Here is a 20,866-nt window from a genome sequence, read left to right as displayed (position 1 = left end):
GGTTCAGGCCTCCCTGCTTTCGAAGTCGATACGTGGATCGACCAGGGTGTAGGTGATGTCACCGATCAGTTTCACGACCAGGCCCAGCAAGGTGAAGATGAACAGGGTGCCGAAGACCACCGGGTAATCGCGGTTGATCGCTGCCTCGAAACTCAGGAGGCCCAGGCCGTCAAGGGAGAAAATCACCTCGATCAGCAAGGAGCCGGTGAAGAAGATACCGATGAAGGCCGCCGGAAAGCCGGCGATGATCAGCAGCATGGCGTTGCGGAATACGTGACCGTAGAGCACACGGGTGTTGCTCAGGCCTTTGGCCCGGGCGGTGATCACGTACTGCTTGTTGATCTCGTCGAGAAAACTGTTCTTGGTCAGCAGGGTGAGGGTGGCGAAGTTACCGATCACCAGCGCAGTCACCGGCAGCGCCAGGTGCCAGAAGTAGTCGTAGATCTTGCCGCTCAGGCTCAGCTCGTCGAAGTTGCTCGAGGTCAGGCCGCGTAGCGGAAAGAAGTCCCAGTAGCTGCCGCCGGCGAACAGCACGATCAGCAGAATGGCGAACAGGAACGCGGGAATCGCGTAGCCGACGATGATCGCCGAGCTGGTCCATACGTCGAAGGCGCTGCCGTGCCGGGTGGCCTTGGCGATACCCAGCGGGATGGACACCAGATACATGATCAGGGTGCTCCACAGCCCGAGAGAAATGGACACCGGCATCTTTTCCATGATCAGGTCGATGACCTTGGCATCACGAAAGAAGCTGTCGCCGAAATCCAATTGGGCGTAGTTCTTTATCATGATCCAGAAGCGTTCGGGCGCCGACTTGTCGAAGCCATACATCTTCTCGATCTCGGCTATCAGTTCAGGGTCCAGGCCCTGGGCACCGCGGTAGTTGGAGCCGGCGGTGGACACCTCACCACCGCCGCCACCGGAGATACGTCCAGTGGCGCCCCCGGCAGCGGCATCGAAGCCCTCCAGCTTGGCGATCATCTGCTCCACCGGGCCGCCGGGCGCGGCCTGGATGATCGCGAAGTTGATGACCAGGATGCCGAACACAGTCGGGATGATCAGCAGCAGGCGCCGCAGGATATAAGCCAGCATCTAGCGTTCTTCCTGCTCTGGGGTGGCCTTGTCGTCGCTGCTGACCACTTCGCCGACCGGCTTTTCCTGCCACCAGGTCATCAGGCCGTAATCGTAGAGCGGCGATTTCTCCGGGTGGCCGAAGCGCTTCCAGTAGGCGACGCGATAGGCGTCCACGTAGTAGTTGGGCACTACGTAATTGCCCCACAGCAGCACGCGGTCCAGCGCCCGGGTGTGGGTGATCAGCGACTCGCGGGAATCGGCCTGGATCAGCCCCTCGACCAGCTTGTCGATGGCCGGGTCACGCAGGCCGATGAGGTTGCGGCTGCCCGGGTTGTCGGCGCTGCTGGAATGCCAGAATTCACGCTGCTCGTTACCGGGCGAGCTCGACTGCGGCCAGATCGCCGAGGTCATGTCGAAATCCCGCGAGCGCAGGCGGTTGATGTACTGGGAGACATCGACGCGGCGGATCTGCAGGTCGATGCCCAGCTCGGCCAGGTTGCGCTTGAAGGGCAGGATGACCCGCTCCAGGTTGGCCTGGGTATTGAGGAACTCGAAGGTCAGCTGGTTACCGTTGGCATCGACCATCTTGTCGTTTTCGATCCGGTAGCCGGCCTCGGTGAGCAACTGGTAGGCGCGGCGCGCCTGGTCGCGAATGATGCCGCTGCCGTCGCTGACCGGTGGCGTGAAGGACTCGGTGAACACGCGGTCGGGAATCTGCCCGCGCAGCGGTTCCAGCAGCTTCAGTTCGGCCGGGCTGGGCAGGCCGCGGGCGGCCATTTCCGAGTTTTCGAAGTAGCTGTGGGTGCGCTTGTAGGCACCGTAGAACAGCTGCTTGTTGGCCCACTCGAAGTCGAACAGCTGGGCGATGGCTTCGCGCACCCGCGGGTCCTGGAACATCGGCTTGCGGGTGTTGAACACGAAGCCCTGCATGCCGGCCGGGTTGCGGTTGGGGAAGGCTTCCTGGACGAAACGCCCGGCGCGCAGGGCCGGTGAGTTGTAGCCGGTGGCCCAGTCCTTGGCCGAATACTCAAGGTTGACGTCGAACTGGCCAGCCTTGAAGGCCTCCAGGGCGACGGCCATGTCGCGGAAGTACTCGATGCGGATCTGATCGAAGTTGTACAGGCCGCGGGAAACCGGCAGATCCTTGGCCCACCAGTCCTTGACGCGCTCGAAGCGGATCGAGCTGTTCGGCGAGAAGTCGGCGATCCGGTAAGGGCCGCTACCCAGTGGCGGCTCCAGGCTGCCGCGGGAGAAGTCACGGCCTTGCCACCAGTGCTTGGGCAGTACCTGCAGCTGGCCGAGAATCAGTGGCAGTTCGCGGTTGCCGGCGTGCTTGAAGTTGAAACGCACGGTGCGCTCGTTCTCGGCTACTACCTCGGCGACGTCGGCATAGTAGTGCCGGTACATGGGGTCGCCGTGTTCGAGCAGGGTGTTGAAGGTGAATATCACGTCCTCGGCGGTCACCGGGTGGCCGTCGTGAAAGCGTGCCTTGGGGTTGAGAAAGAAGCGCACATAACTGTCGTCGGCAGCTTTCTCGACCTTCTCGGCGAGCAGTCCGTATTCGGTGAAGGGCTCATCGGGCGAGTGGTAGGTGAGGGTGTCGTAGATAAGCCCGATGCGGTCGGCCGCGTTACCCTTGGGAATGAACGGGTTGAAGCTATCGAAGCCGTTGAGGCCCGGCAGACGCAGCACGCCGCCCTTGGGCGCATCCGGGTTGACGTAATCGAAATGCTTGAAGTTAGCCGGGTATTTCGGCGCCTCGCCGTACAGCGTCAGGGCGTGTTGCGGTGCGGCCTGGGCCAGGCTGGCGAGGCCAAGCAGCAGCAGGGCGCTGCCGTGCATCAGAAATGAACGCAGAGGATGCGTCATTGTGTGGTCTCCGTGGGTTTCAGCCACCACGTGCGCAGCCCCAGCGTGTAGGGCGGCGTGGCGACGAAGGCAAAGCGGTTGCGGTACGCCAGGCGGTGATAGTCGATGTACCAGTTGGGAATGGTGTAGTACTGCCAGAGCATCACGCGGTCCAGGGCGCGGGTTGCGGCCACCTGTTCATCGCGGCTGTGGGCCGACAGCAGTTTTTCGAGCAGGGCATCGACGACCGGATCGTGGATGCCGGCGTAGTTCTTGCCGCCCTTCACATTGGCCTGGCTGGAGTGGAAGTACAGCGATTGCTCCAGGCCCGGGCTGAGGGTTTGCGGCAGGGTGAGCAGGATCATGTCGAAGTCGAACTGATCCAGGCGTTGCTTGTATTGGGCGCGGTCCACGGTTCTCAGGTTGGCCTGGATGCCGATGCTGGCCAGGTTCTCGGTGAATGGCTGAAGAATGCGCTCAAGATTCGGGTTGACCAGCAGGATCTCGAATTGCAGCGACTGCCCCTTGGTGTTCAGCAGCCGTTGGCCTGAGGGCTTCCAGCCAGCCTCGGCGAGTAGACCAAGGGCGCGGCGCATGGTTTCCCGGGGGATGCCCCGCCCATCGGTGACGGGCATCTTGAACGGCTCGGTAAATAGCTTGGCCGGCAGTTGCCCGCGAAACGGCGACAACAGCAACCATTCGGCGCCCTCCGGCTTGCCCTTGGCGGAAAACTCGCTGTTGGGGTAGTAGCTGGCGGCGCGGGTGTAGGAGCTGTTGAACAGGGTGCGGTTGGTCCACTCAAAGTCGAACATCAGACCCAGGGCTTCACGCACGCGGGCGTCCTCGAAAGTGGCGCGGCGCGTGTTCATGAACAGCGCCTGGGTCTGGGTGGGAATCTGGTGAGGGATTTCCGCGCGGATCACGTCGCCGCGGGTCACCGCCGGAAAACGGTAGTTGTTGGACCAGTTCTTCGCCTGCTGCTCGATGTAGAAGTCGAATTCGCCGGCCTTGAAGGCTTCGAAGGCGACATGGCTGTCGCGGTAGAAATCCACTTCGACGCGGTCGAAGTTGTATTTGCCGCGGTTGACCGGCAAGGAGGCGCCCCACCAGTCCTTGACCCGCTCGAAGGTCAGGCTGCGCCCCGGATTGACACGTGTGATGCGGTAAGGGCCGCTGCCCAGCGGCGGTTCGAAGGTGGTGGCCTTGAAGTCGCGGTTCTTCCAGTAGTGCTGGGGCAACACAGGCAGTTCGCCGAGGCGCAGGATCAATAGCGGATTGTTGGCACGCTTGAGCACGAAGCGCACGCGGTGGCGATTAAGAATATCGACCCGTTTTACTTCCTGCAGGTTGGTGCGGTACTGCGGGTGGCCTTCCTTGAGCAGCAGTCGGTAGGAGAACGCCACGTCATAGGCGGTGATCGGCTTGCCATCATGAAAGCGCGCCTCGGGTCGCAGGTTGAAGACCACCCAGCTGCGGTCTTCGCTGTATTCCACGGAGCTGGCGATCAGCCCGTAGCTGGAGGCAGGCTCGTCACCGGAGGGATCGTATTGCCCGGTGCCGGCCATCAACGGCTCGTTCAGCTCGGTCACGCCATATTGCAGAAAGTTGGCGGTGGCGACAGGGCTGGTGCCCTTGAGCGTATAGGGGTTGAGCGTGTCGAAACTGCCGGCGGCCATGATGCGCAGAGTGCCGCCTTTGGGAGCTTCCGGGTTGACCCAGTCGAAATGGGTGAAGCTAGCGGGATACTTGAGCGCGCCGAATTGCGCATAGCCGTGGCTTTCGCTGAGCGTTGCCCAGGCCGGAAAGCTGGTGGCCAGGCCAAAAAACAGCGAGAGGAGGGGGCGTCTCAAGAGCAGTATCCGATCCGGGGTAGCAAGGTTTCCGTACAGTAACAGCTTGTCTGTACAGGAAAAAGAGCGGCCCCAGCGGTGAACTGCGACTGTGTTGCAATGCGCGTCAGTTGGCCAGGCGCAGGGTCAGCACCTGGCCCGGTTTCAGGGCCTTGCCGGTGCGGGGATTCCAGCTTTGCAGCTTCTGCATCTGCACGTTGAAACGCTTGGCGATCATGTGCAGGGAGTCGCCCTTGCGCACCTTGTAATAGGTGACGTCGGCGACGGCTTTCGCGCTGGAGCTGTAGCCAGCCTGCAGCTTGATGGTCTGGCCGACGCGTAGCGAGTTGCCCTTCAGGGCATTCCAGCGCTGGATGTCGTTGACCGAGACGTTATGCGCCTTGGCGATCTGCCAGAGGTTGTCGCCATTGCGAATGGTGTAGTTGCGCGAGGCTACGGCCGTGTTGACGGCGCGTTGCGGCGTCTCGTCGGGTACCGCTTGCAGGCTGGTCGGCAGGCTCAGGTGCTGGCCCACGGCCAGGGTGTTGCCGGTGAGCTGGTTGAGCTCCTTGATGGTGGCCACGCTGAGTTCGTAACGATTGGCAATACCGTGCAAATTGTCACCGGCACGCACCACGTATTCCTGCAGGCCACGGTCTTCGGGCTTGAGCGTCGACAGGTTGGCGGTCAGCAGTTCGACTTTCTGGGTCGGTACCAGCAGATGCTGGGGGCCGTCCACGGTCACGCGCTTCTTGAAGGCCGGGTTGAGCAGGTACAGCTCGTCTTCATCGACTTCGGCCAGGGCGGCGACGCGGGCCAGGTCCATGCGCTGCTTGAGCTCCACTTCCTCGAAGTAGGGCTCGTTGGCGATCGGCGCGAGGCTCACGCCATAGGCGTCCGGCGCCATGATCACCTGGGACAGGGCCAGCAGCTTGGGCACGTAGTTCTGGGTTTCCTGGGGCAGCGACAGGTTCCAGTAGTCGGTCGGCAAACCGAGCTTCTGGTTGCGCTCGATGGCGCGGCTGACCCGGCCCTCGCCGGCGTTGTAGGCCGCCAGGGCCAGCAGCCAGTCGCCATTGAACATCTCGTGCAGGCGCGCCAAGTAATCCATGGCTGCCTGGGTAGAGGCCGTCACGTCGCGTCGGCCGTCGTACCAGCGGGTCTGGCGCAGGTTGAAGTTGCGCCCCGTGGAGGGAATGAACTGCCAAAGGCCGACGGCATCGGCCTGTGAGTAGGCGAAGGGGTTGTAGGCGCTCTCGATCATTGGCAGCAGCGCCAGCTCCATCGGCATGTTGCGCTCTTCGAGACGCTCGACGATGTAATGAATGTAGGGGTTGCTGCGTTCTCCAGCCTTTTCGACGAACGATGGGTTGCTGGAGAACCACAGGCGCTGCTGCTCGATGCGCGGGTTGACGCCAATGGCGTCCTGCAATTTGTAGCCGCCGCGCACGCGCTCCCAGATGTCCTTGGGTTGCTCGGCCTTGGTCGTGCCGTTGATCCACAGCGGCTGATGCGGCGTTCTGCCGCTCAGATCCACCGCTGGCTCGTTCTCCACCTGTTGTTGATCGAGGCTCTGGCAGCCGCCGAGCACGGCACAAACAGCCAGGGCTAGCGCAGGACGGCGCAATGCCAATGCCTTTGAATTCAAGGAGTTAGGTCGAGAGGAGGGCATTGGTTGTGGGGGGTATCCTGGATCGAAAGTCGGGCGATTCTAGAAACCGATCCAGGAGTGGTCAAGTTTTGACCAGGATTTTGCGGGCCAGTCGGCGCTTCAGAAGCGGTCTTTCCAGGCGCGTAGTGCGGCAAACACCTCGCTTTCGCTGGCCAGGGGGCGACCTTCGCGGCTGGCGATCATTTCTTTAACCGATGTTTCCGCAGCGCGCAGAAATGGGTTGGTCGCGCGCTCGAGCCTGAGGGTGGACGGCAGGCTGATCTGCCCGTGCTGACGCCACGCCTCGACTTGGGCGAAACGCTCGGCGATATCCGTATTCGTCGGCTCGACGGCCTTGGCGAAGCGCAGGTTGCTGAGTGTGTATTCGTGAGCGCAATAGATCAGTGTGTCGTCCGGCAGGGCTGCCAGGCGATGCAGCGACTGGTGCATCTGCACCGGCGTGCCCTCGAACAGGCGGCCACAGCCGGCGGCGAACAGGGTGTCGCCACAGAACAGCCAGTGATGATCGGGCTGATAGAAGGCGATATGGCCCAGGGTGTGGCCAGGCACTTCGATGACCTGCAGGGGCAGACCCAGCACGTCTATATGGTCGCCATCGGCCAGTGCCTGGTCGCGGCCCGGAATGTTCTCGTTGGCCGGCCCAAAGACCCGAGCGCCGGTGTCGCGTCGCAGCTGCTCGACGCCACCAACGTGATCGTTATGGTGATGGGTGATCAGGATGTCGCTCAGCGTCCAGTCGCCATGCTCACGCAGCCAGGCTTGCACCGGGGAGGCGTCGCCAGGGTCGACCACCGCGACACGCTTGTGCTGCGCATCCTGCAGCAGCCAGATGTAGTTGTCGGAGAATGCGCTGAGGGCTTCGATCTTGATCATCAGGTGGTCGCCAAGCCGGGAACAAAGATGCATCTTAGGGGCTATTGACGCTTCAACGCGAGCCGTGTTCCCTCTGCGTGCAACGTCAGTGGACTCAGGGTGTCATTGGTAGAGATGGCCCAGCAGGTACTTTCATGAACGAGCATCCGATGAGCACGCGAACATGACCGACAATCCCTTCGCCCAGGCCGATGCCGACTGGTTGCAACTGATCGGTGCGGCCCGGCAATGGTTCGACGGCCCGCTGGGCCGCTTGCTGCTCGAGCAGGAGCAGCGTTTGCTCGACGAGGAACTGGCGCGTTTCTTTGGCGGCTATCTGGTGCATTACGGCCCCTGTGCGGAGACGTCGCTGGAAACCCAGCAGATCCAGCGCAGCGTGCGTCTGGGGGCGCCATTCGCCGGTACCGAGATCGTCTGCGAGGAGCAATCCTGGCCACTGGTCGAGCACGCCGCCGATGTGGTGGTGCTGCAGCACGGTCTGGATTTCTGTCAGTCGCCCCACAGGTTGCTGCGCGAAGCCGCGCGCAGCGTGCGCCCAGGCGGTCACTTGCTGATCGTCGGCATCAACCCGATGAGCGCCTGGGGCGTGCGCCATCTGTTCGCTCACGACGTGTTGCATGAGGCCCGCTGCATCGCGCCGCGGCGCCTGGGTGACTGGCTCAACCTGCTGGGCTTCGCGCTGGAGAAACGCCGCTTCGGATGTTATCGTCCGCCGCTTGCTTCGGCGGCCTGGCAGGCCCGGTTGGCTCCCTTGGAGCGCTGGGGTGGCGCCTGGCAATCGCCGGGCGGCGGGTTCTACGTACTGGTGGCGCGCAAGCTGGTGGTCGGCCTGCGGCCGTTGCGCCAGTCCCGCCGTGAGCCCATGGGCAAACTGGTGCCCATGCCGGTGGCCAAGATCAGCCGTCGCGACCGCGACGGCGCCTGATCCGGCCCCGGAGATCGAAATCAGACCCTAGATAAAGGCGGCGCATGTCCGATCAAGTTGAGCTTTACACCGACGGTGCCTGCAAGGGCAATCCGGGCGTCGGTGGCTGGGGCGCATTGCTGGTGTTCCAGGGCGTGGAGAAGGAATTGTGGGGCGGCGAGGCCGTGACCACCAATAACCGTATGGAACTGATGGGCGCGATTCGCGGCCTGGCGGAGCTGAAACGCCCGTGCAATGTGCGCCTGGTCACTGACTCGCAATATGTGATGAAAGGCATCAACGAATGGATGCCCAACTGGAAGAAACGCGGCTGGAAAACTGCCTCGAAGGAGCCGGTGAAGAATGCCGACCTGTGGCAGCAGCTGGATGAGCAGGTCAACCGCCACAATGTGACCTGGGAATGGGTGCGCGGCCATATCGGCCACCCCGGCAACGAGCGGGCCGATCAGCTGGCCAACCGTGGCGTCGAAGATATCAGGAGCATGAAGCGTGCGTAGAGTCGTACTGGATACTGAAACGACCGGTATGCCGGTAAACGATGGCCACCGGGTCATCGAGATCGGTTGTGTGGAGGTCGAGGGGCGGCGCCTGACCGGGCGGCATTTCCACATCTATCTGCAGCCGGACCGTGAGATCGATGAAGGCGCCATCGCGGTGCACGGCATCACCAACGAGGATCTCAAGGACAAGCCGCGCTTCAAGGATATCGCCGATGAATTCTACGAGTTCATCAAGGGCGCGCAGCTGATCATCCACAACGCGCCGTTCGACATCGGCTTCCTGAACAACGAGTTTGCCCTGATCGGCCAGCACGAGCGTTCGGACATCGCAGCCTATTGCGATGTACTCGACACCCTGCAGATGGCCCGCGAGCGTCATCCGGGTCAGCGTAACAGCCTCGATGCCCTGTGCAAGCGCTATGGTGTCGACAACTCCGGTCGTGAGCTGCACGGTGCCTTGCTCGACTCGGAGATTCTCGCCGACGTCTACCTGGCGATGACCGGTGGGCAGACCAACCTGTCGCTGGCTGGCGAAGGCGCCGATGGCGATGGCAGCGGTCGCCAGCAGGCCACGCCGATTCGCCGCCTGCCTGCCGAGCGCCCGCGTGGCGCGGTAATCGCCGCCAGCGCCGACGAGCTGGCCGCCCATGCCGCGCGCCTGGCTGTGATCGAAAAGGCCGCCGGTGCGCCCGCTCTCTGGGCGCAGATGGAAGCGGCCGAGCAGGGCACATCCGCCTCCTGATCGGTCAATTGCGACCTTTTCGTACAGCGCTCTGCGCGAGGGGTTCCGTCCTCTGCGGCGAGTCTCTACCCTGAGGACATAGCGGGTTCATCCCGCATGACCTCAGGTGTAACCGATGTACAAAGACCTCAAGTTCCCGGTACTCATCGTTCATCGCGATATCAAGGCCGATACCGTGGCCGGCGAGCGGGTGCGGGCCATCGCTGCCGAGCTGGAGCAGGATGGCTTCACCATTCTGTCCACCGCGAGTTCTGCGGAAGGCCATATCGTCGCCTCGACCCATCACGGGCTGGCCTGCATTCTGGTTGCCGCCGAAGGCGCCGGGGAAAACCGCCACCTGCTGCAGGACATGGTCGAGCTGATACGCATTGCCCGGCGCCGCGCGCCGCAGCTGCCGATCTTCGCTCTGGGCGAGCAGGTCACCATCGAGAACGCCCCGGCCGAGGCCATGGCCGACCTCAATCAGCTGCGCGGCATTCTCTACCTGTTCGAAGATACTGTGCCGTTCCTGGCCCGCCAGGTGGCACGCGCCGCGCGCAATTATCTCGATGGCCTGCTGCCGCCGTTCTTCAAGGCGCTGGTACAGCACACCGCGCAATCCAACTACTCCTGGCACACGCCGGGGCATGGTGGTGGCGTGGCCTATCGCAAGAGCCCGGTCGGGCAGGCGTTCCATCAGTTCTTCGGCGAGAACACGCTGCGCTCCGACCTGTCGGTCTCGGTCCCGGAACTCGGCTCGCTGCTCGACCACACCGGCCCCCTGGCCGCCGCCGAGGAGCGCGCCGCGCGCAATTTCGGCGCCGACCATACCTATTTCGTGATCAACGGCACCTCGACCGCCAACAAGATCGTCTGGCATTCGATGGTCGGCCGTGACGACCTGGTGCTGATCGACCGCAACTGCCACAAGTCGATCCTCCACGCCATCATCATGACCGGCGCGATTCCCCTGTACCTATCGCCGGAGCGTAACGAACTGGGCATCATCGGCCCGATTCCGCTGAGCGAATTCACCCGCGAGTCGATCCAGGCCAAGATCGACGCCAGCCCGCTGGCCCGCGGTCGCGAGCCCAAGATCAAGCTGGCGGTGGTGACCAACTCCACCTACGACGGCCTTTGCTACAACGCCGAGCTGATCAAGCGCACCCTGGGTGATTCGGTCGAGGTGCTGCACTTCGACGAAGCCTGGTACGCCTACGCCGCGTTCCACGAGTTCTACGCCGGCCGCTACGGCATGGGCACCAGCCGCGAGGCCGGCGGCCCGATGGTATTCACCACCCATTCGACCCACAAGCTGCTGGCGGCCTTTAGCCAGGCCTCGATGATCCACGTGCAGGATGGTGCGCTACGCCAGCTCGACCGCGACCGCTTCAACGAAGCCTTCATGATGCACATCTCCACCTCGCCGCAGTACGGCATCATCGCCTCGCTGGACGTAGCCTCGGCGATGATGGAAGGCCCGGCCGGGCGCTCGCTGATCCAGGAAACCTTCGACGAAGCGCTGAGCTTCCGCCGTGCCCTGGCCAATTTGGGGCAGAGCCTGAGCAGCGAGGACTGGTGGTTCAGCATCTGGCAACCGCCGCAGACCGAGGGCGCCGACGATGTGGCGACGCCAGACTGGCTGCTGCAGCCGGAGGCCGACTGGCACGGTTTCGGTGACGTCGCCGAAGACTACGTGCTGCTCGACCCGATCAAGGTGACCCTGGTGATGCCCGGCCTTACCGCCGGAGGCCGTCTCGACGAGCGCGGCATTCCCGCTGCGGTGGTCAGCAAGTTTCTCTGGGAGCGCGGCCTGGTGGTCGAGAAGACTGGCCTGTATTCGTTCCTGGTGCTGTTCTCCATGGGCATCACCAAGGGCAAGTGGAGCACGCTGCTTACCGAGCTTCTGGAATTCAAGCGCAGCTACGACGCCAACCTGCCGTTGACTTCGGTGCTGCCTTCAGTAGCCCGCGAAGGCGCGCTGCGTTACCAGGGCATGGGCTTGCGCGACCTGTGCGATGCGCTGCACGACTGCTACCGCGAAAACGCCACCGCCAAATCCCTCAAACGCATGTACACGGTGCTGCCGGAAATCGCTCTGAAACCGGCTGATGCCTACAACCAGCTGGTGCGCGGCGAGGTGGAGGAGGTGCTGGTCGACGACGTCGAGGGGCGCATCGCCGCGGTGATGCTGGTGCCCTATCCACCGGGCATTCCGCTGATCATGCCGGGCGAGCGTTTCACCTCGGCCACCCGCTCGATCATCGATTACCTGCGTTTCGCCCAGGCCTTCGAACAACGCTTCCCGGGTTTCGATGCCGATGTGCATGGCCTGCAGCGTCACGAGGGCGAGCAGGGCAGTTACTACACGGTCGACTGCATCATCGAGAAGTAGGGCGCCAATTGGCGTGACGTGCACTGCGTCACGCCGACCATGATCGACTTTCCGGCGCCGCTTGCTATAGTGGCGCGATTGCTTTGCGGCGTGTGTCGCAGGCTATTCGGCCTGCTTCAAAAAGGATGACTTTCATGGGGCAATACCAAGCTTTTCGTGTCGAACTGCAGGAAAAGATCGCCCATGTGGTGATTGACCGCCCGGACAAGATCAACGCGATGAACGCCGCCTTCTGGACGGAGATCATCGATATCTTCCGTTGGGCCGATGAAACCGACGAAGTTCGCGTGGTGGTGCTGTCTGGCGCCGGCAAGCATTTCTCCTCCGGTATCGACCTCAACCTGCTGGCCCAGGTCAGCAGCCAGCTCGGCAAGGACGTGGGTCGCAATGCCCTGACCCTGCGCCGTAAGATTCTCGAACTGCAGGCCTCGTTCAATGCCGTCGACCAGTGCAGCAAGCCTGTGCTGGCCGCCATTCAAGGTTATTGCCTGGGCGGCGCCATCGATCTGGTCAGCGCCTGCGACATGCGCTATTGCAGCTTGGACGTGCAGTTCGCCATCAAGGAAATCGACATTGGCATGGCTGCCGACGTCGGCACCCTACAGCGACTGCCGCGCCTGATCGGCGACGGCATGCTGCGCGAGCTGGCCTACACCGGCCGTACCATCGAGGCTGCCGAGGCGCGGGAAATCGGTCTAGTTAACCGCGTATTCGAGACCCACGACACATTGCTGAGTGGCGTGATGGACATTGCCCGAAGCATAGCCGCAAAATCGCCGGTTGCCGTGCGCGGCACCAAGGCGATGATCGGCTACATGCGCGATCACCGGGTCGACGATGGCCTCGACTACGTCGCTACCTGGAACGCCGCCATGCTGCAATCGGCTGATCTGCGTGTCGCGATGATGGCCCATATGAGCAAGCAAAATCCCGAGTTCGCTGATTGAGCGCGGTTTCATCACCTGTGCGGGAGGCACATTAGCGAATGGTTTCTGGAGCATCGTCACTGGGCCTGGTTCGCGACGAACTGTTTGCCACGATCGAAGAGGCCGAAGCGAGTCTCGAGCAGTTCATTGTCGAGCGCAACAATGGCACCCTGCTGCAGCAGGCAGTCGACAACCTGCAGCAGGTGCGTGGCACGCTCAACCTGATCGAGCTGACCGGTGCGGAATTGCTCGCCCAGGAAGTGCTCGACCAGGCCACCGATATTCCGGCCGGCATCGGCAGCGAGCGCGACGCCCAGCTGGCGGCGCTCAGCAATGCGTTGCACGTGCTGCGTCGCTACCTCGAAGGCCTCGACGCCCATCGCCAGGAAATGCCCGAGCTTCTGCTGCCGGCGATCAATGATTTGCGTCAGGCCTGCAAACAGCCGCCGCTGCCGGAAAGCTTCTTCTTCAGTGTGCGCCTCGACCAGGCTCGCCCGCGCATGGTGCCGCCGGCACTGGACGCCGCCGCCAAGGAAAGCGAAGGCCGCCGCTTGCGGCAGATGTATCAGGTCGGCCTGTTGGGTTACATCCGCGAGCAGAATCCGGCAGGCAGCATGAAGCTGATGGGCCGTGCCATGAGCCGCCTCGACGGCCTGTTCGCCAACGAGCCGCGCGGGCGCCTGTGCTGGCTCGGCGCAGCCGCTCTGGAAGCACTGAACGATGGCCAACTGCTGCCGCGCAAGTCGCGCAAGCAACTGTTCTCGCGCATCGACCGCGAACTGCGGCAGATGCTGATCAACGGCTCCTACGAGCCGCCGCGCAGCCTGCTCAAGGAGTTGCTTTACCTGGTGGCGCTATCCGCCGGCCGCGGACCGCTGGCGGGCGAGGTGCGCGAGTTATTCGGGATCACCGCGCTGCCGTTCACCGATCACCTGCTCGAAGAGGAATACCAGCGCCTCTCCGGCCCCGGCAAGGCGGTGATGCGTTCGCTGAGTTCGGCGATTCGCGAAGAGCTGGCCAGCGTCAAGGACCTGCTCGACCTGAGCGAACGCGGCACCCTGCAAGCCGATGGCCTGACCAGCCTGCATGCGCTGCTCGGCAAGCTCAGCAAGACCCTGGCCATGGTCGGCCTGAGCTCGGCCGGCAATTCGCTAGCCAATCAGTTGCCGACGGTCAGCGCCTGGTGCGAAGGCGCGCCGGTCGAGCCAAATCAACTTATCGCCCTAGCCGACGCCGTGCTGTATGTCGAAGGCATGGTGGCGACCTTGGAGCGCGGTGAGCGCATTACCGCGCCGCGTGCCGAGCCTGAAGTGTGTACCTTCGCCCAGCATCAGCTGTTCGAGGCACGCATCGTGGTGCTCGACGAAGCTCGCGCGGGCCTGGCGCTGGCCAAGCGAGCGATCACGGCCTATCTGGAATCGGCTGGCGATCGTATGCACCTGTCCAATGTGCCGTTCAGCCTGCAGGCCGTGCGTGGCGGCCTGTGGTTCCTCGGTCAGGAGCGCGCGGCGAACCTGGTGGGTGCCTGCGCCGACTATATCCAGGCGCAGATGCTCGACACCGACCAGATGCCCGCTGAAGCTCGTCTCGAAGTGCTCGCCGATGCCTTGAGTAGCCTGGAATATTACCTGGAAGCCGACGCCGGCCTGGCTCAGCCCAGCGTGCTGGATCTGGCTGAAGAAAGCGTTCGCGCCCTGGGCCAAGAGGTGGCCGCTTGATGGCCGCGCATTGGCAACCCGGGCTTCTTGATAGTGATCAGCCTGGCGGGCTGGTACTGGCCCATCACCGTCAGCATTTTCTCGGCGACGCCAATGGCCTGCTGTTTCCCCGCGAGTGGTTGAAGCAGCAGGAACTGCCGGTGATCGCCGAGCACGGCCTGGGGCACTTTCATGGCGAGCCGGTCTATCTGCTCGAGCTGCAGGGCAAGGCCGAACTGTCGGGCTGCCAATGGCAGTCGTTGCGCCAAGTGATGCTCGAAGGTGATGCCGAGCTGTTCCAGATGCTCGGTTTTGCCGCGCAGATCGGCACCTGGGCCAGTGACAACCGCTTCTGCGGCAGTTGCGCCACGCCGATGCTGCAGGTCGTCGGCGAGCGCGCCATGCAGTGCCCAGCATGCAGCTTGCGCCATTATCCGCGGCTGTCGCCGAGCATGATCGTGCTGGTCACCCGCGGTGATGAGGTACTGCTGGCCCGCTCGCCGCGTTTCGTCAGCGGCGTGTACAGTACCCTGGCCGGTTTCGTCGAGGCTGGTGAGTCCGTAGAGCAGTGCGTCGCCCGCGAGGTACGTGAAGAGGTGGGCGTCGAGGTTTGCAATATCCGCTACCAGGGCAGCCAGAACTGGCCGTTCCCGCATTCGCTGATGTTGGGCTTTCATGCCGATTACGCCGGCGGTGAGATCGTCATGCAGGAAGAGGAGATCGAGGACGCCCGCTGGTTCTCTATCCATGCGCTGCCACCGTTGCCGGCCTCGCGCTCGATCGCCCGTTACCTGATCGATTCGTACGTGGCCAGCCGCCTGGCAGGCCCTTGAAAAAACTACCTACGTTGCCATTGCTTCGTTAAAAACAGCCTCGCGTGCGAGCCCAGTCAAAATGCTTATTTCCAGCGCGTAAACTGCGCTCTTGACTCACTTCGTTCGCCCTGCGGGCCAGCCTTCGGCTGTTACTCCGCTGCGCTACGTTTGGGCTGTTTTTGTGGGGCCGCCCAGGCCTTGCACTGACTTCCTCGCCTACGTTTTTCAAAGGCCTGTTAGGCGGCGCTGAACCAGTGCTGCCAGACTAGCCGCGTCGTCAGCCCCAGCACCACCAGAATGAAGACCGGACGGATGAACTTCGAGCCGCCGCCAATTGCCGTGCGCGCGCCGAGAAAGGCGCCGGCCATCAGCGAAAAGCCCATGCACAGGCCCAGCACCCAGGCCACTTGTCCGGCGGCGATGAATACCGCCAGGGCACAGGCGTTACTGATGAAGTTCATCGAGCGCGCCACACCGCTGGCACGCACCAAGTCCAGCGGGTACATGAGCAGCGTGCTGACCGTCCAGAAGGCGCCGGTTCCCGGGCCGGCCACACCATCGTAGAAACCCAGGCCGATGCCTTGCGGCCATTGCCGGCGGCTAGCGATGGGCAGGTCGGCGTCCAGCGGGGCGTCCGGTGTCTTGCCGAACAGCAGGTACAGACCGCAGGCGAACACCACCACCGGCAGCATCTTGTTGATCCATTCGGCCGGCATCCAGTGCACCAGTACCGCACCGCCAATGGCGCCGATGGCGGTGGCGACCATCGCATTCTTCCACTTGCCCGGGCTGAACAGCTTGCGACGGTAGAAGGTGTAGCTGGCGGTCGCCGAACCGAAGGTCGCGCACAGCTTGCTGGTGCCCAGTACCAGATGAGGCGGCAGGCCGGTAGTGAGCAGGGCAGGGATGGTCAGCAGACCACCGCCGCCGGCGATGGCGTCGATGAAACCGGCAATGAACGCGACCAGGGCGAGCAGTAGCAACGTCGTGGGCTCGACGGCCATCTCGAAGGGAAGGGACATAAAAGGCGACCTGTATCCGATTGTGCGGCAACGGCGCTATTCGCCGGGCAACGCGCTGCGCATAATGCCGACATTTTCACTGACAAGGAATCGATTCGATGCAGTACGACGCGCTCGCCTGGGCAACGGCTCTGCTGGCATTGCTGGTGTTGTTCATCGCCCTGCGCATTCTGTTCGGCGGGCGCTGGTTTCTCGCCTGGCTGCGCGGCACCAGCGGCCTGATATTTCTCGCTGCTTCGGCGCTGGTGGGCCTGGTGGCCTACGACCTGAGCCGCTACGAGCCGTTGCCCGCCAACAAGCCACTGCTAACCCTGAGCTTCCACCGTACGGCCAACGTCTATCAGGTGGATATTCTCGAGAATGGTGTGCAGCGCAGCGTCAATCTGGAGGGCGATCTCTGGCAACTGGATGTACGTTTGCTGCAGTGGAAGGGCCTGGCCGCGCTGATCGGCCTGGAGCCTGGCTACCGGCTGGAGAAAATCAACAGCCGCTTCCTGTCCATCGAGCAGCAGAACCAGGCGCGTTACACACAGGCCGAGCTGACCAGCAGCTTGTACGGCGTAGACCTGTGGCGCTGGCTGCGCCTGGGCCAGCACGATCTGTTCATGTTCGATGCCCAGGCGCGCCGCGTGACCTACCTGCCGATGGCCGATCAGGCGGTGTTCAACGTCAGCCTGACACCAACTGGGCTGTTGGCCCAGCCGATGAACGAGGCGGCTCATCAGGCGCTCAAGGATTGGCAATGAGTTGCTGCAGCTCGGATGTGGCCCATTTGCAATGAGCAGAGTGTGAGGGGAGCAGCCGGTCGTTCTCGTGGGATGGACTGGTGATTATCTGTGGGAGCGGGCCATGCCCGCGAGAAGTCACGGGCATGGACTAGGCGTCCCCGCCCGTTCCCACAATGAGTTCGCCAGCATTACCGTGTTGTTTGCGCGCTCAATTCCGCTCTGACGAGCGGGTTACTTTTGGCATTGCCCCAAAAGTAACCAAAAGGTCTAGCCCCGACATCCGGCCCCAGCTGCGCTGGGATTCCCTCATTACATCGTCGTTCCGGGGGCCGGCCTGGAAGGGCCATCCATGGCCCATCAGGCCTCTCGCCGCATCCATGCGGCTCGTCCCCCTACACAACGATTCCATTCGGCCTCCTGAAGGGGCGATTGATGTCGTCTGCTATTGCCGTGCATGAGAAGCATCAAGAAGCAAAAGCGGCGAACGGCCGCTTCTGCCTCTTACCGCCCCCATAACGACACAATACAGCCTCAAGGCTCGCAGCCAGGTCTCAGGAAAGAAACCCGCCATCGACATTCAACGCCACGCCCGTGGTGTAGCTCGACGCCTCGCTGGCCAGGTACAGCACCGCGCCGGCCATCTCGCTCGGATCGGCGACGCGCTTGAGCGGAATGCGCTGCAGGGCGAAGTTGAGGATCGCCTCGTTCTTGGTCAGCGCCGACGCGAAGCGCGTGTCGGTCAGCCCCGGTAGCAGGGCATTGCAGCGGATGCCGAACTGCGCGCATTCCTTGGCGAACACCTTGGTCATGCTGATTACCGCTGCCTTGGTCACCGAATAGATGCCCTGGAATTCACCCGGTGACACGCCGTTGATCGACGCCACGTTGATGATGCTGCCGCCGCCGTTCTCCTTCATCAGCTTGCCGCCTTCGATGGACATGAAGTAATAGCCGCGGATGTTCACATCGACAGTCTTCTGGAACGCGCCCAGGTCGGTATCCAGCACGTTACAGAACTGCGGGTTGGTCGCCGCGTTGTTGACCAGGATGTCGAGTCGCCCGTAGCGCTGGCGAATCTCGGCGAACACCGCCTGAATCTGCTCCATCTCGCCGATATGGCAGGCCATCGCCACGGCCTTGCCGCCCTTGGCGACGATGGCATCGGCGACGGTCTGGCAATCGTCGAGCTTGCGGCTGGCGACGATCACTTCGGCGCCCTGTTGGGCGAGCAGGTGGGCGATGGCTTCACCGATGCCGCGGCTGGCACCGGACACGAAGGCGATCTTGCCGTCGAGGTCGAACAACTGAGTCTTGGACATGGCGTGAGTCTCGGTAGAGGAAGGGCGTCAGAGCGATGAGCGCGCGATGACCCCGAGGGCCATCTGTTCGAGCAAGGCGTTCATCTGCACGAAGGAGGCGAAGCGCTTGTCGGCGGTTTGCCCGTGGTAATAGCGGTAGTAGATCTGCTGGACGATGCCGGCCAGGCGGAACAGGCCGTAGATGTAGTAGAAGTCGAAGCACTTGATTTCGATGCCGGCACGCTCGGCGTAGTAATCCACGAAGCCCTGGCGGGTCAGCATGCCGGGCGCGTTGCTCGGCTGGCGACGCATCAGTTGCACCGGGGAGGGGTCGTCCGCTTCGATCCAGTAGGCCAGGGTGTTGCCCAGGTCCATCAGCGGGTCGCCCAGGGTGGTCAGCTCCCAGTCGAGCACGCCGATGATGCGCAGCGGGTCGTTGGCATCGAGGATCACGTTGTCGAAGCGGTAGTCGTTGTGCACGATGGCCGGCCGCGGGTGGTCGGCCGGCATCTTCTCTTGCAGCCAGCTGCGGACCGCCTGCCAGCCGGGCGCATCGGGGGTGCGCGCGTTGTCGTAGCGCTCGCTCCAGCCGCTGATCTGCCGCGCCACGTACCCATCGGGCTTGCCCAGGTCGGCCAGGCCACAGCGTTGATAATCGACCTGGTGCAGCTCGACCAGGCGGTCGATGAAGCTCTTGCACAGGGAGGTGGTCTGATCGGCCGTGAGCTGCAGCTCTGCCGGCAGGTCGGCGCGCAGGATGATGCCGTCCAGGCGCTGCATGACGTAGAACTCGGCGCCGATCACCGATTCGTCGGTGCAGTGCACGAACGCCTGCGGGCAGTACGGAAAAGCGTCTCTGAGTTGGTTGAGAATACGGAATTCACGGCCCATGTCGTGGGCTGACTTGGCCTTGCGGCCGAAAGGCGGGCGGCGCAGTACCAGTTCGCGGTCGGCGTAGCGCAACAGGTAGGTCAGGTTGGAAGCGCCCCCGGGGAACTGGCTGATCTGCGGTTCACCCTGTAGATCGCTTAGATGGGCCTTGAGGTAGGCGTCGATGGCGCGGGCATCGAGTTCTTCGCCCTGGCGGATGGCGCCGGGTCGGTCGGTGAGTGTCATCCCTATCCCTTCTCGTTGTCATTGGCGGTGATGATCGGGTCAATCTAATCAGCTGGGCGGCCGCTCACAAGCGTGGCGCAGGCTTATCTATATAGCTGTTGGTGGCGAATCAAGCCTGCTGATACGCCAGGCGGCAGGGCAAAGAATGCCGTGAGTTATTTCGAGGTTGGCTCTGCCGATAACCCTAGGGGTGGCCGCCAAAATAGCGGGCAAAAAAAACCGGAATCCTGGGATTCCGGTTTCGCGATTCGAACTGACTATCTGCACTCAGACCGAGAACAGCTCGCTCAGCTTGAGCGCCAGCATCATGTCGCCTTCGGCGCGCAGCTTGCCGGCCATGAAAGCCTGCATGCCGTCGGTCTCACCGGTGGTGATGCCTTTGAAGGTTTCCTTGTCCATGATCAGGGTGACGTTGGCGTCCGGGTGCTCGCCATGTCCCACGTCGCAGGTGCCGTCCTTGACGATGAGGTAGTGGTTGTCGGCATCTTCGATGTTGAACTGGAAAACCAGGTCCAGGCCTTCGGCGGCGCTGGGGTTGAACTTGGCTTTCATGGTTTGGACGATGTCTGCGACGCTCATGGTGGTTTCCTTGTAGTTTCCGATTGTTCTGCGCCCTCGCGGGCACGTTGACCGTCGCTCAGCGATAGGTAATGAGCGATGGGGTATTCAACAGCTGCAAATGGGCATGGCTGTTGAAGGAAGCTAGGGTCACCCGCTCGCCCTGGAACTTCAGGCAGCTTAGCGAGGTGTTGACGATTTGCCAGTTCATGGCGAACGCGCTGGCAACCGGCATGCCGGTCAGCAGGTGGATCAGGGTGGTGATGGTGCCGCCGGAAGTGAACACGGCGATGCGCTCACGGGGCTGGGCGTTATCCAGCAACCGTTGCAGGCCGCCATTCACCTGATCGAGAAACGCCTGCCAGCTTTGCAGCGCCGGCGCGTCGTAGTCGCCCCCGATCCAGGTATCGAGCAGGCGCACGAACAGACGCTGAAATTCGGCGCGGTTGTACGCGGCGTTGCGCATGATTTCCAGCGCCTGGGGCTCGTGGGGTAGCAGCGCCGGGAGCAGGGCGCGTATCACCCCTTCGGCATCGAATTCGTTGAAGGCTGCATCGGTTTGCAGCACAGGCGCCTCGGCAAGCTGTTCGAGCACCAGTCGGCCAGTATCGGCCTGACGCTTCAGGCTGCCGCTGACTGCGCGATCGAGCTTGAGGCCTGTCTCGGCCAGATGGCGGCCGAGCAAGGTCGACTGGCGCTCACCAAGCGACGAGAGGACATCGTAATCCTCTGCACCGAATGAGGCCTGGCCATGTCGAATCAGGTAGATGCTGCCCACGTACGCTGCAACCCGCGAACCTTGAATGTGAGGCGAGGGTAGGAGGGATGGGCGGAAGCTGTCAACGAAAATTCATACGTTTGTTTGAATT

The 20,866-nt window shown here is 62.8% G+C and carries 18 protein-coding genes; 8 read left to right on the top strand and 10 right to left on the bottom strand.

What is annotated here, in order from left to right:
- Positions 1–3 precede the first annotated feature (3 nt).
- From BM279_RS14800 to gloB, 5 genes are all read right to left on the bottom strand, one after another.
- Complete coding sequence (locus BM279_RS14800; RefSeq protein ID WP_093504871.1) at positions 4–1,092, bottom strand: microcin C ABC transporter permease YejB; 1,089 nt, start codon at positions 1,090–1,092, stop codon at positions 4–6.
- The gene (locus tag BM279_RS14795; protein ID WP_093504869.1) at positions 1,093–2,943 is read right to left on the bottom strand and encodes an extracellular solute-binding protein; all 1,851 of its coding nucleotides are present in this window, start codon (positions 2,941–2,943) and stop codon (positions 1,093–1,095) included.
- A complete protein-coding gene (locus BM279_RS14790) occupies positions 2,940–4,772 on the bottom strand; it encodes an extracellular solute-binding protein (RefSeq protein WP_093504867.1) in 1,833 nt (610 codons plus the stop codon). Before BM279_RS14790 ends, BM279_RS14795 begins: the two co-directional genes overlap by 4 nt.
- 106 nt (positions 4,773–4,878) lie before the next feature.
- A complete protein-coding gene (locus tag BM279_RS14785; RefSeq protein ID WP_167363148.1) occupies positions 4,879–6,423 on the bottom strand; it encodes a LysM peptidoglycan-binding domain-containing protein in 1,545 nt (514 codons plus the stop codon).
- 99 nt (positions 6,424–6,522) lie between these two features.
- Positions 6,523–7,296 carry a hydroxyacylglutathione hydrolase gene (gloB, locus tag BM279_RS14780; protein WP_093504863.1) on the bottom strand — a complete coding sequence of 258 codons (774 nt, stop codon included), beginning with the start codon at positions 7,294–7,296 and terminating at the stop codon, positions 6,523–6,525.
- 163 nt (positions 7,297–7,459) lie between these two features.
- On the opposite strand from gloB, the gene BM279_RS14775 reads away from it, so the two are divergent.
- From BM279_RS14775 to nudC, 7 genes are all read left to right on the top strand, one after another.
- Positions 7,460–8,221, top strand: a complete 762-nt coding sequence (locus BM279_RS14775) for a class I SAM-dependent methyltransferase (RefSeq protein WP_093504861.1) — start codon at positions 7,460–7,462, stop codon at positions 8,219–8,221.
- Positions 8,222–8,265: 44 nt separating this feature from the next.
- Complete coding sequence (gene rnhA, locus BM279_RS14770) at positions 8,266–8,718, top strand: ribonuclease HI (RefSeq protein ID WP_093504859.1); 453 nt, start codon at positions 8,266–8,268, stop codon at positions 8,716–8,718.
- Positions 8,711–9,463, top strand: a complete 753-nt coding sequence (gene dnaQ, locus BM279_RS14765; protein ID WP_093504857.1) for a DNA polymerase III subunit epsilon — start codon at positions 8,711–8,713, stop codon at positions 9,461–9,463. Before rnhA ends, dnaQ begins: the two co-directional genes overlap by 8 nt.
- Positions 9,464–9,578: 115 nt before the next feature.
- Positions 9,579–11,837 (top strand): Orn/Lys/Arg family decarboxylase, encoded by a 2,259-nt coding sequence (locus BM279_RS14760; RefSeq protein ID WP_093504855.1) that lies wholly within the window; start codon positions 9,579–9,581, stop codon positions 11,835–11,837.
- Positions 11,838–11,971: 134 nt separating this feature from the next.
- Positions 11,972–12,784 carry a crotonase/enoyl-CoA hydratase family protein gene (locus BM279_RS14755; protein WP_013791359.1) on the top strand — a complete coding sequence of 271 codons (813 nt, stop codon included), beginning with the start codon at positions 11,972–11,974 and terminating at the stop codon, positions 12,782–12,784.
- A gap of 38 nt (positions 12,785–12,822) precedes the next feature.
- Positions 12,823–14,481, top strand: a complete 1,659-nt coding sequence (locus BM279_RS14750; protein WP_093504853.1) for a FimL-related protein — start codon at positions 12,823–12,825, stop codon at positions 14,479–14,481.
- Positions 14,481–15,293, top strand: coding sequence for an NAD(+) diphosphatase (nudC, locus tag BM279_RS14745; RefSeq protein WP_093504851.1), 813 nt, complete (start codon positions 14,481–14,483; stop codon positions 15,291–15,293). The genes BM279_RS14750 and nudC overlap by 1 nt, the downstream gene beginning before the upstream one ends.
- Positions 15,294–15,511: 218 nt before the next feature.
- Here the strand turns inward: nudC and BM279_RS14740 are convergent, their stop codons facing one another.
- The gene (locus BM279_RS14740) at positions 15,512–16,297 is read right to left on the bottom strand and encodes a TSUP family transporter (RefSeq protein WP_013791362.1); all 786 of its coding nucleotides are present in this window, start codon (positions 16,295–16,297) and stop codon (positions 15,512–15,514) included.
- Positions 16,298–16,395: 98 nt separating this feature from the next.
- Between BM279_RS14740 and BM279_RS14735 the strand changes: the two genes are divergently transcribed.
- A complete protein-coding gene (locus BM279_RS14735) occupies positions 16,396–17,043 on the top strand; it encodes a hypothetical protein (protein ID WP_093504849.1) in 648 nt (215 codons plus the stop codon).
- 533 nt (positions 17,044–17,576) lie between these two features.
- On the opposite strand, the gene BM279_RS14725 is transcribed toward BM279_RS14735, so the two are convergent.
- The 4 genes from BM279_RS14725 to BM279_RS14710 all read right to left on the bottom strand — a co-directional run bounded on the left by BM279_RS14725 (position 17,577) and on the right by BM279_RS14710 (position 20,775).
- A complete protein-coding gene (locus BM279_RS14725) occupies positions 17,577–18,344 on the bottom strand; it encodes an SDR family oxidoreductase (protein WP_093504845.1) in 768 nt (255 codons plus the stop codon).
- Positions 18,345–18,371: 27 nt separating this feature from the next.
- Positions 18,372–19,439, bottom strand: a complete 1,068-nt coding sequence (locus BM279_RS14720) for a phosphotransferase family protein (protein WP_093504843.1) — start codon at positions 19,437–19,439, stop codon at positions 18,372–18,374.
- A 267-nt stretch (positions 19,440–19,706) separates the two neighbouring features.
- On the bottom strand, positions 19,707–20,018 hold the full coding sequence (locus tag BM279_RS14715) for an SCP2 sterol-binding domain-containing protein (RefSeq protein ID WP_013791366.1): 312 nt from the start codon (positions 20,016–20,018) through the stop codon (positions 19,707–19,709).
- A 58-nt stretch (positions 20,019–20,076) separates the two neighbouring features.
- Positions 20,077–20,775, bottom strand: coding sequence for a histidine phosphatase family protein (locus BM279_RS14710; RefSeq protein ID WP_093504841.1), 699 nt, complete (start codon positions 20,773–20,775; stop codon positions 20,077–20,079).
- Positions 20,776–20,866: the final 91 nt, after the last annotated feature.

It is taken from the genome of Phytopseudomonas straminea, from assembly GCF_900112645.1.
Taxonomy (GTDB): domain Bacteria; phylum Pseudomonadota; class Gammaproteobacteria; order Pseudomonadales; family Pseudomonadaceae; genus Aquipseudomonas; species Aquipseudomonas straminea.
The sequence above is the reverse complement of the archived record's forward strand: the minus strand, read 5'-3'. Positions and strand labels throughout refer to the sequence as shown.

Excerpts from the sequence above, each read along its gene's own strand:
- BM279_RS14800 (WP_093504871.1), bottom strand. The coding sequence starts at position 1,092 with ATGCTGGCTTATATCCTGCGGCGCCTGCTGCTGATCATCCCGACTGTG.
- BM279_RS14795 (WP_093504869.1), bottom strand. The coding sequence starts at position 2,943 with ATGACGCATCCTCTGCGTTCATTTCTGATGCACGGCAGCGCCCTGCTG.
- BM279_RS14785 (WP_167363148.1), bottom strand. The coding sequence starts at position 6,423 with ATGCCCTCCTCTCGACCTAACTCCTTGAATTCAAAGGCATTGGCATTG.
- gloB (WP_093504863.1), bottom strand. The coding sequence starts at position 7,296 with ATGATCAAGATCGAAGCCCTCAGCGCATTCTCCGACAACTACATCTGG.
- BM279_RS14775 (WP_093504861.1), top strand. The coding sequence starts at position 7,460 with ATGACCGACAATCCCTTCGCCCAGGCCGATGCCGACTGGTTGCAACTG.
- rnhA (WP_093504859.1), top strand. The coding sequence starts at position 8,266 with ATGTCCGATCAAGTTGAGCTTTACACCGACGGTGCCTGCAAGGGCAAT.
- BM279_RS14760 (WP_093504855.1), top strand. The coding sequence starts at position 9,579 with ATGTACAAAGACCTCAAGTTCCCGGTACTCATCGTTCATCGCGATATC.
- BM279_RS14755 (WP_013791359.1), top strand. The coding sequence starts at position 11,972 with ATGGGGCAATACCAAGCTTTTCGTGTCGAACTGCAGGAAAAGATCGCC.
- BM279_RS14750 (WP_093504853.1), top strand. The coding sequence starts at position 12,823 with ATGGTTTCTGGAGCATCGTCACTGGGCCTGGTTCGCGACGAACTGTTT.
- nudC (WP_093504851.1), top strand. The coding sequence starts at position 14,481 with ATGGCCGCGCATTGGCAACCCGGGCTTCTTGATAGTGATCAGCCTGGC.
- BM279_RS14740 (WP_013791362.1), bottom strand. The coding sequence starts at position 16,297 with ATGTCCCTTCCCTTCGAGATGGCCGTCGAGCCCACGACGTTGCTACTG.
- BM279_RS14735 (WP_093504849.1), top strand. The coding sequence starts at position 16,396 with ATGCAGTACGACGCGCTCGCCTGGGCAACGGCTCTGCTGGCATTGCTG.
- BM279_RS14725 (WP_093504845.1), bottom strand. The coding sequence starts at position 18,344 with ATGTCCAAGACTCAGTTGTTCGACCTCGACGGCAAGATCGCCTTCGTG.
- BM279_RS14720 (WP_093504843.1), bottom strand. The coding sequence starts at position 19,439 with ATGACACTCACCGACCGACCCGGCGCCATCCGCCAGGGCGAAGAACTC.
- BM279_RS14715 (WP_013791366.1), bottom strand. The coding sequence starts at position 20,018 with ATGAGCGTCGCAGACATCGTCCAAACCATGAAAGCCAAGTTCAACCCC.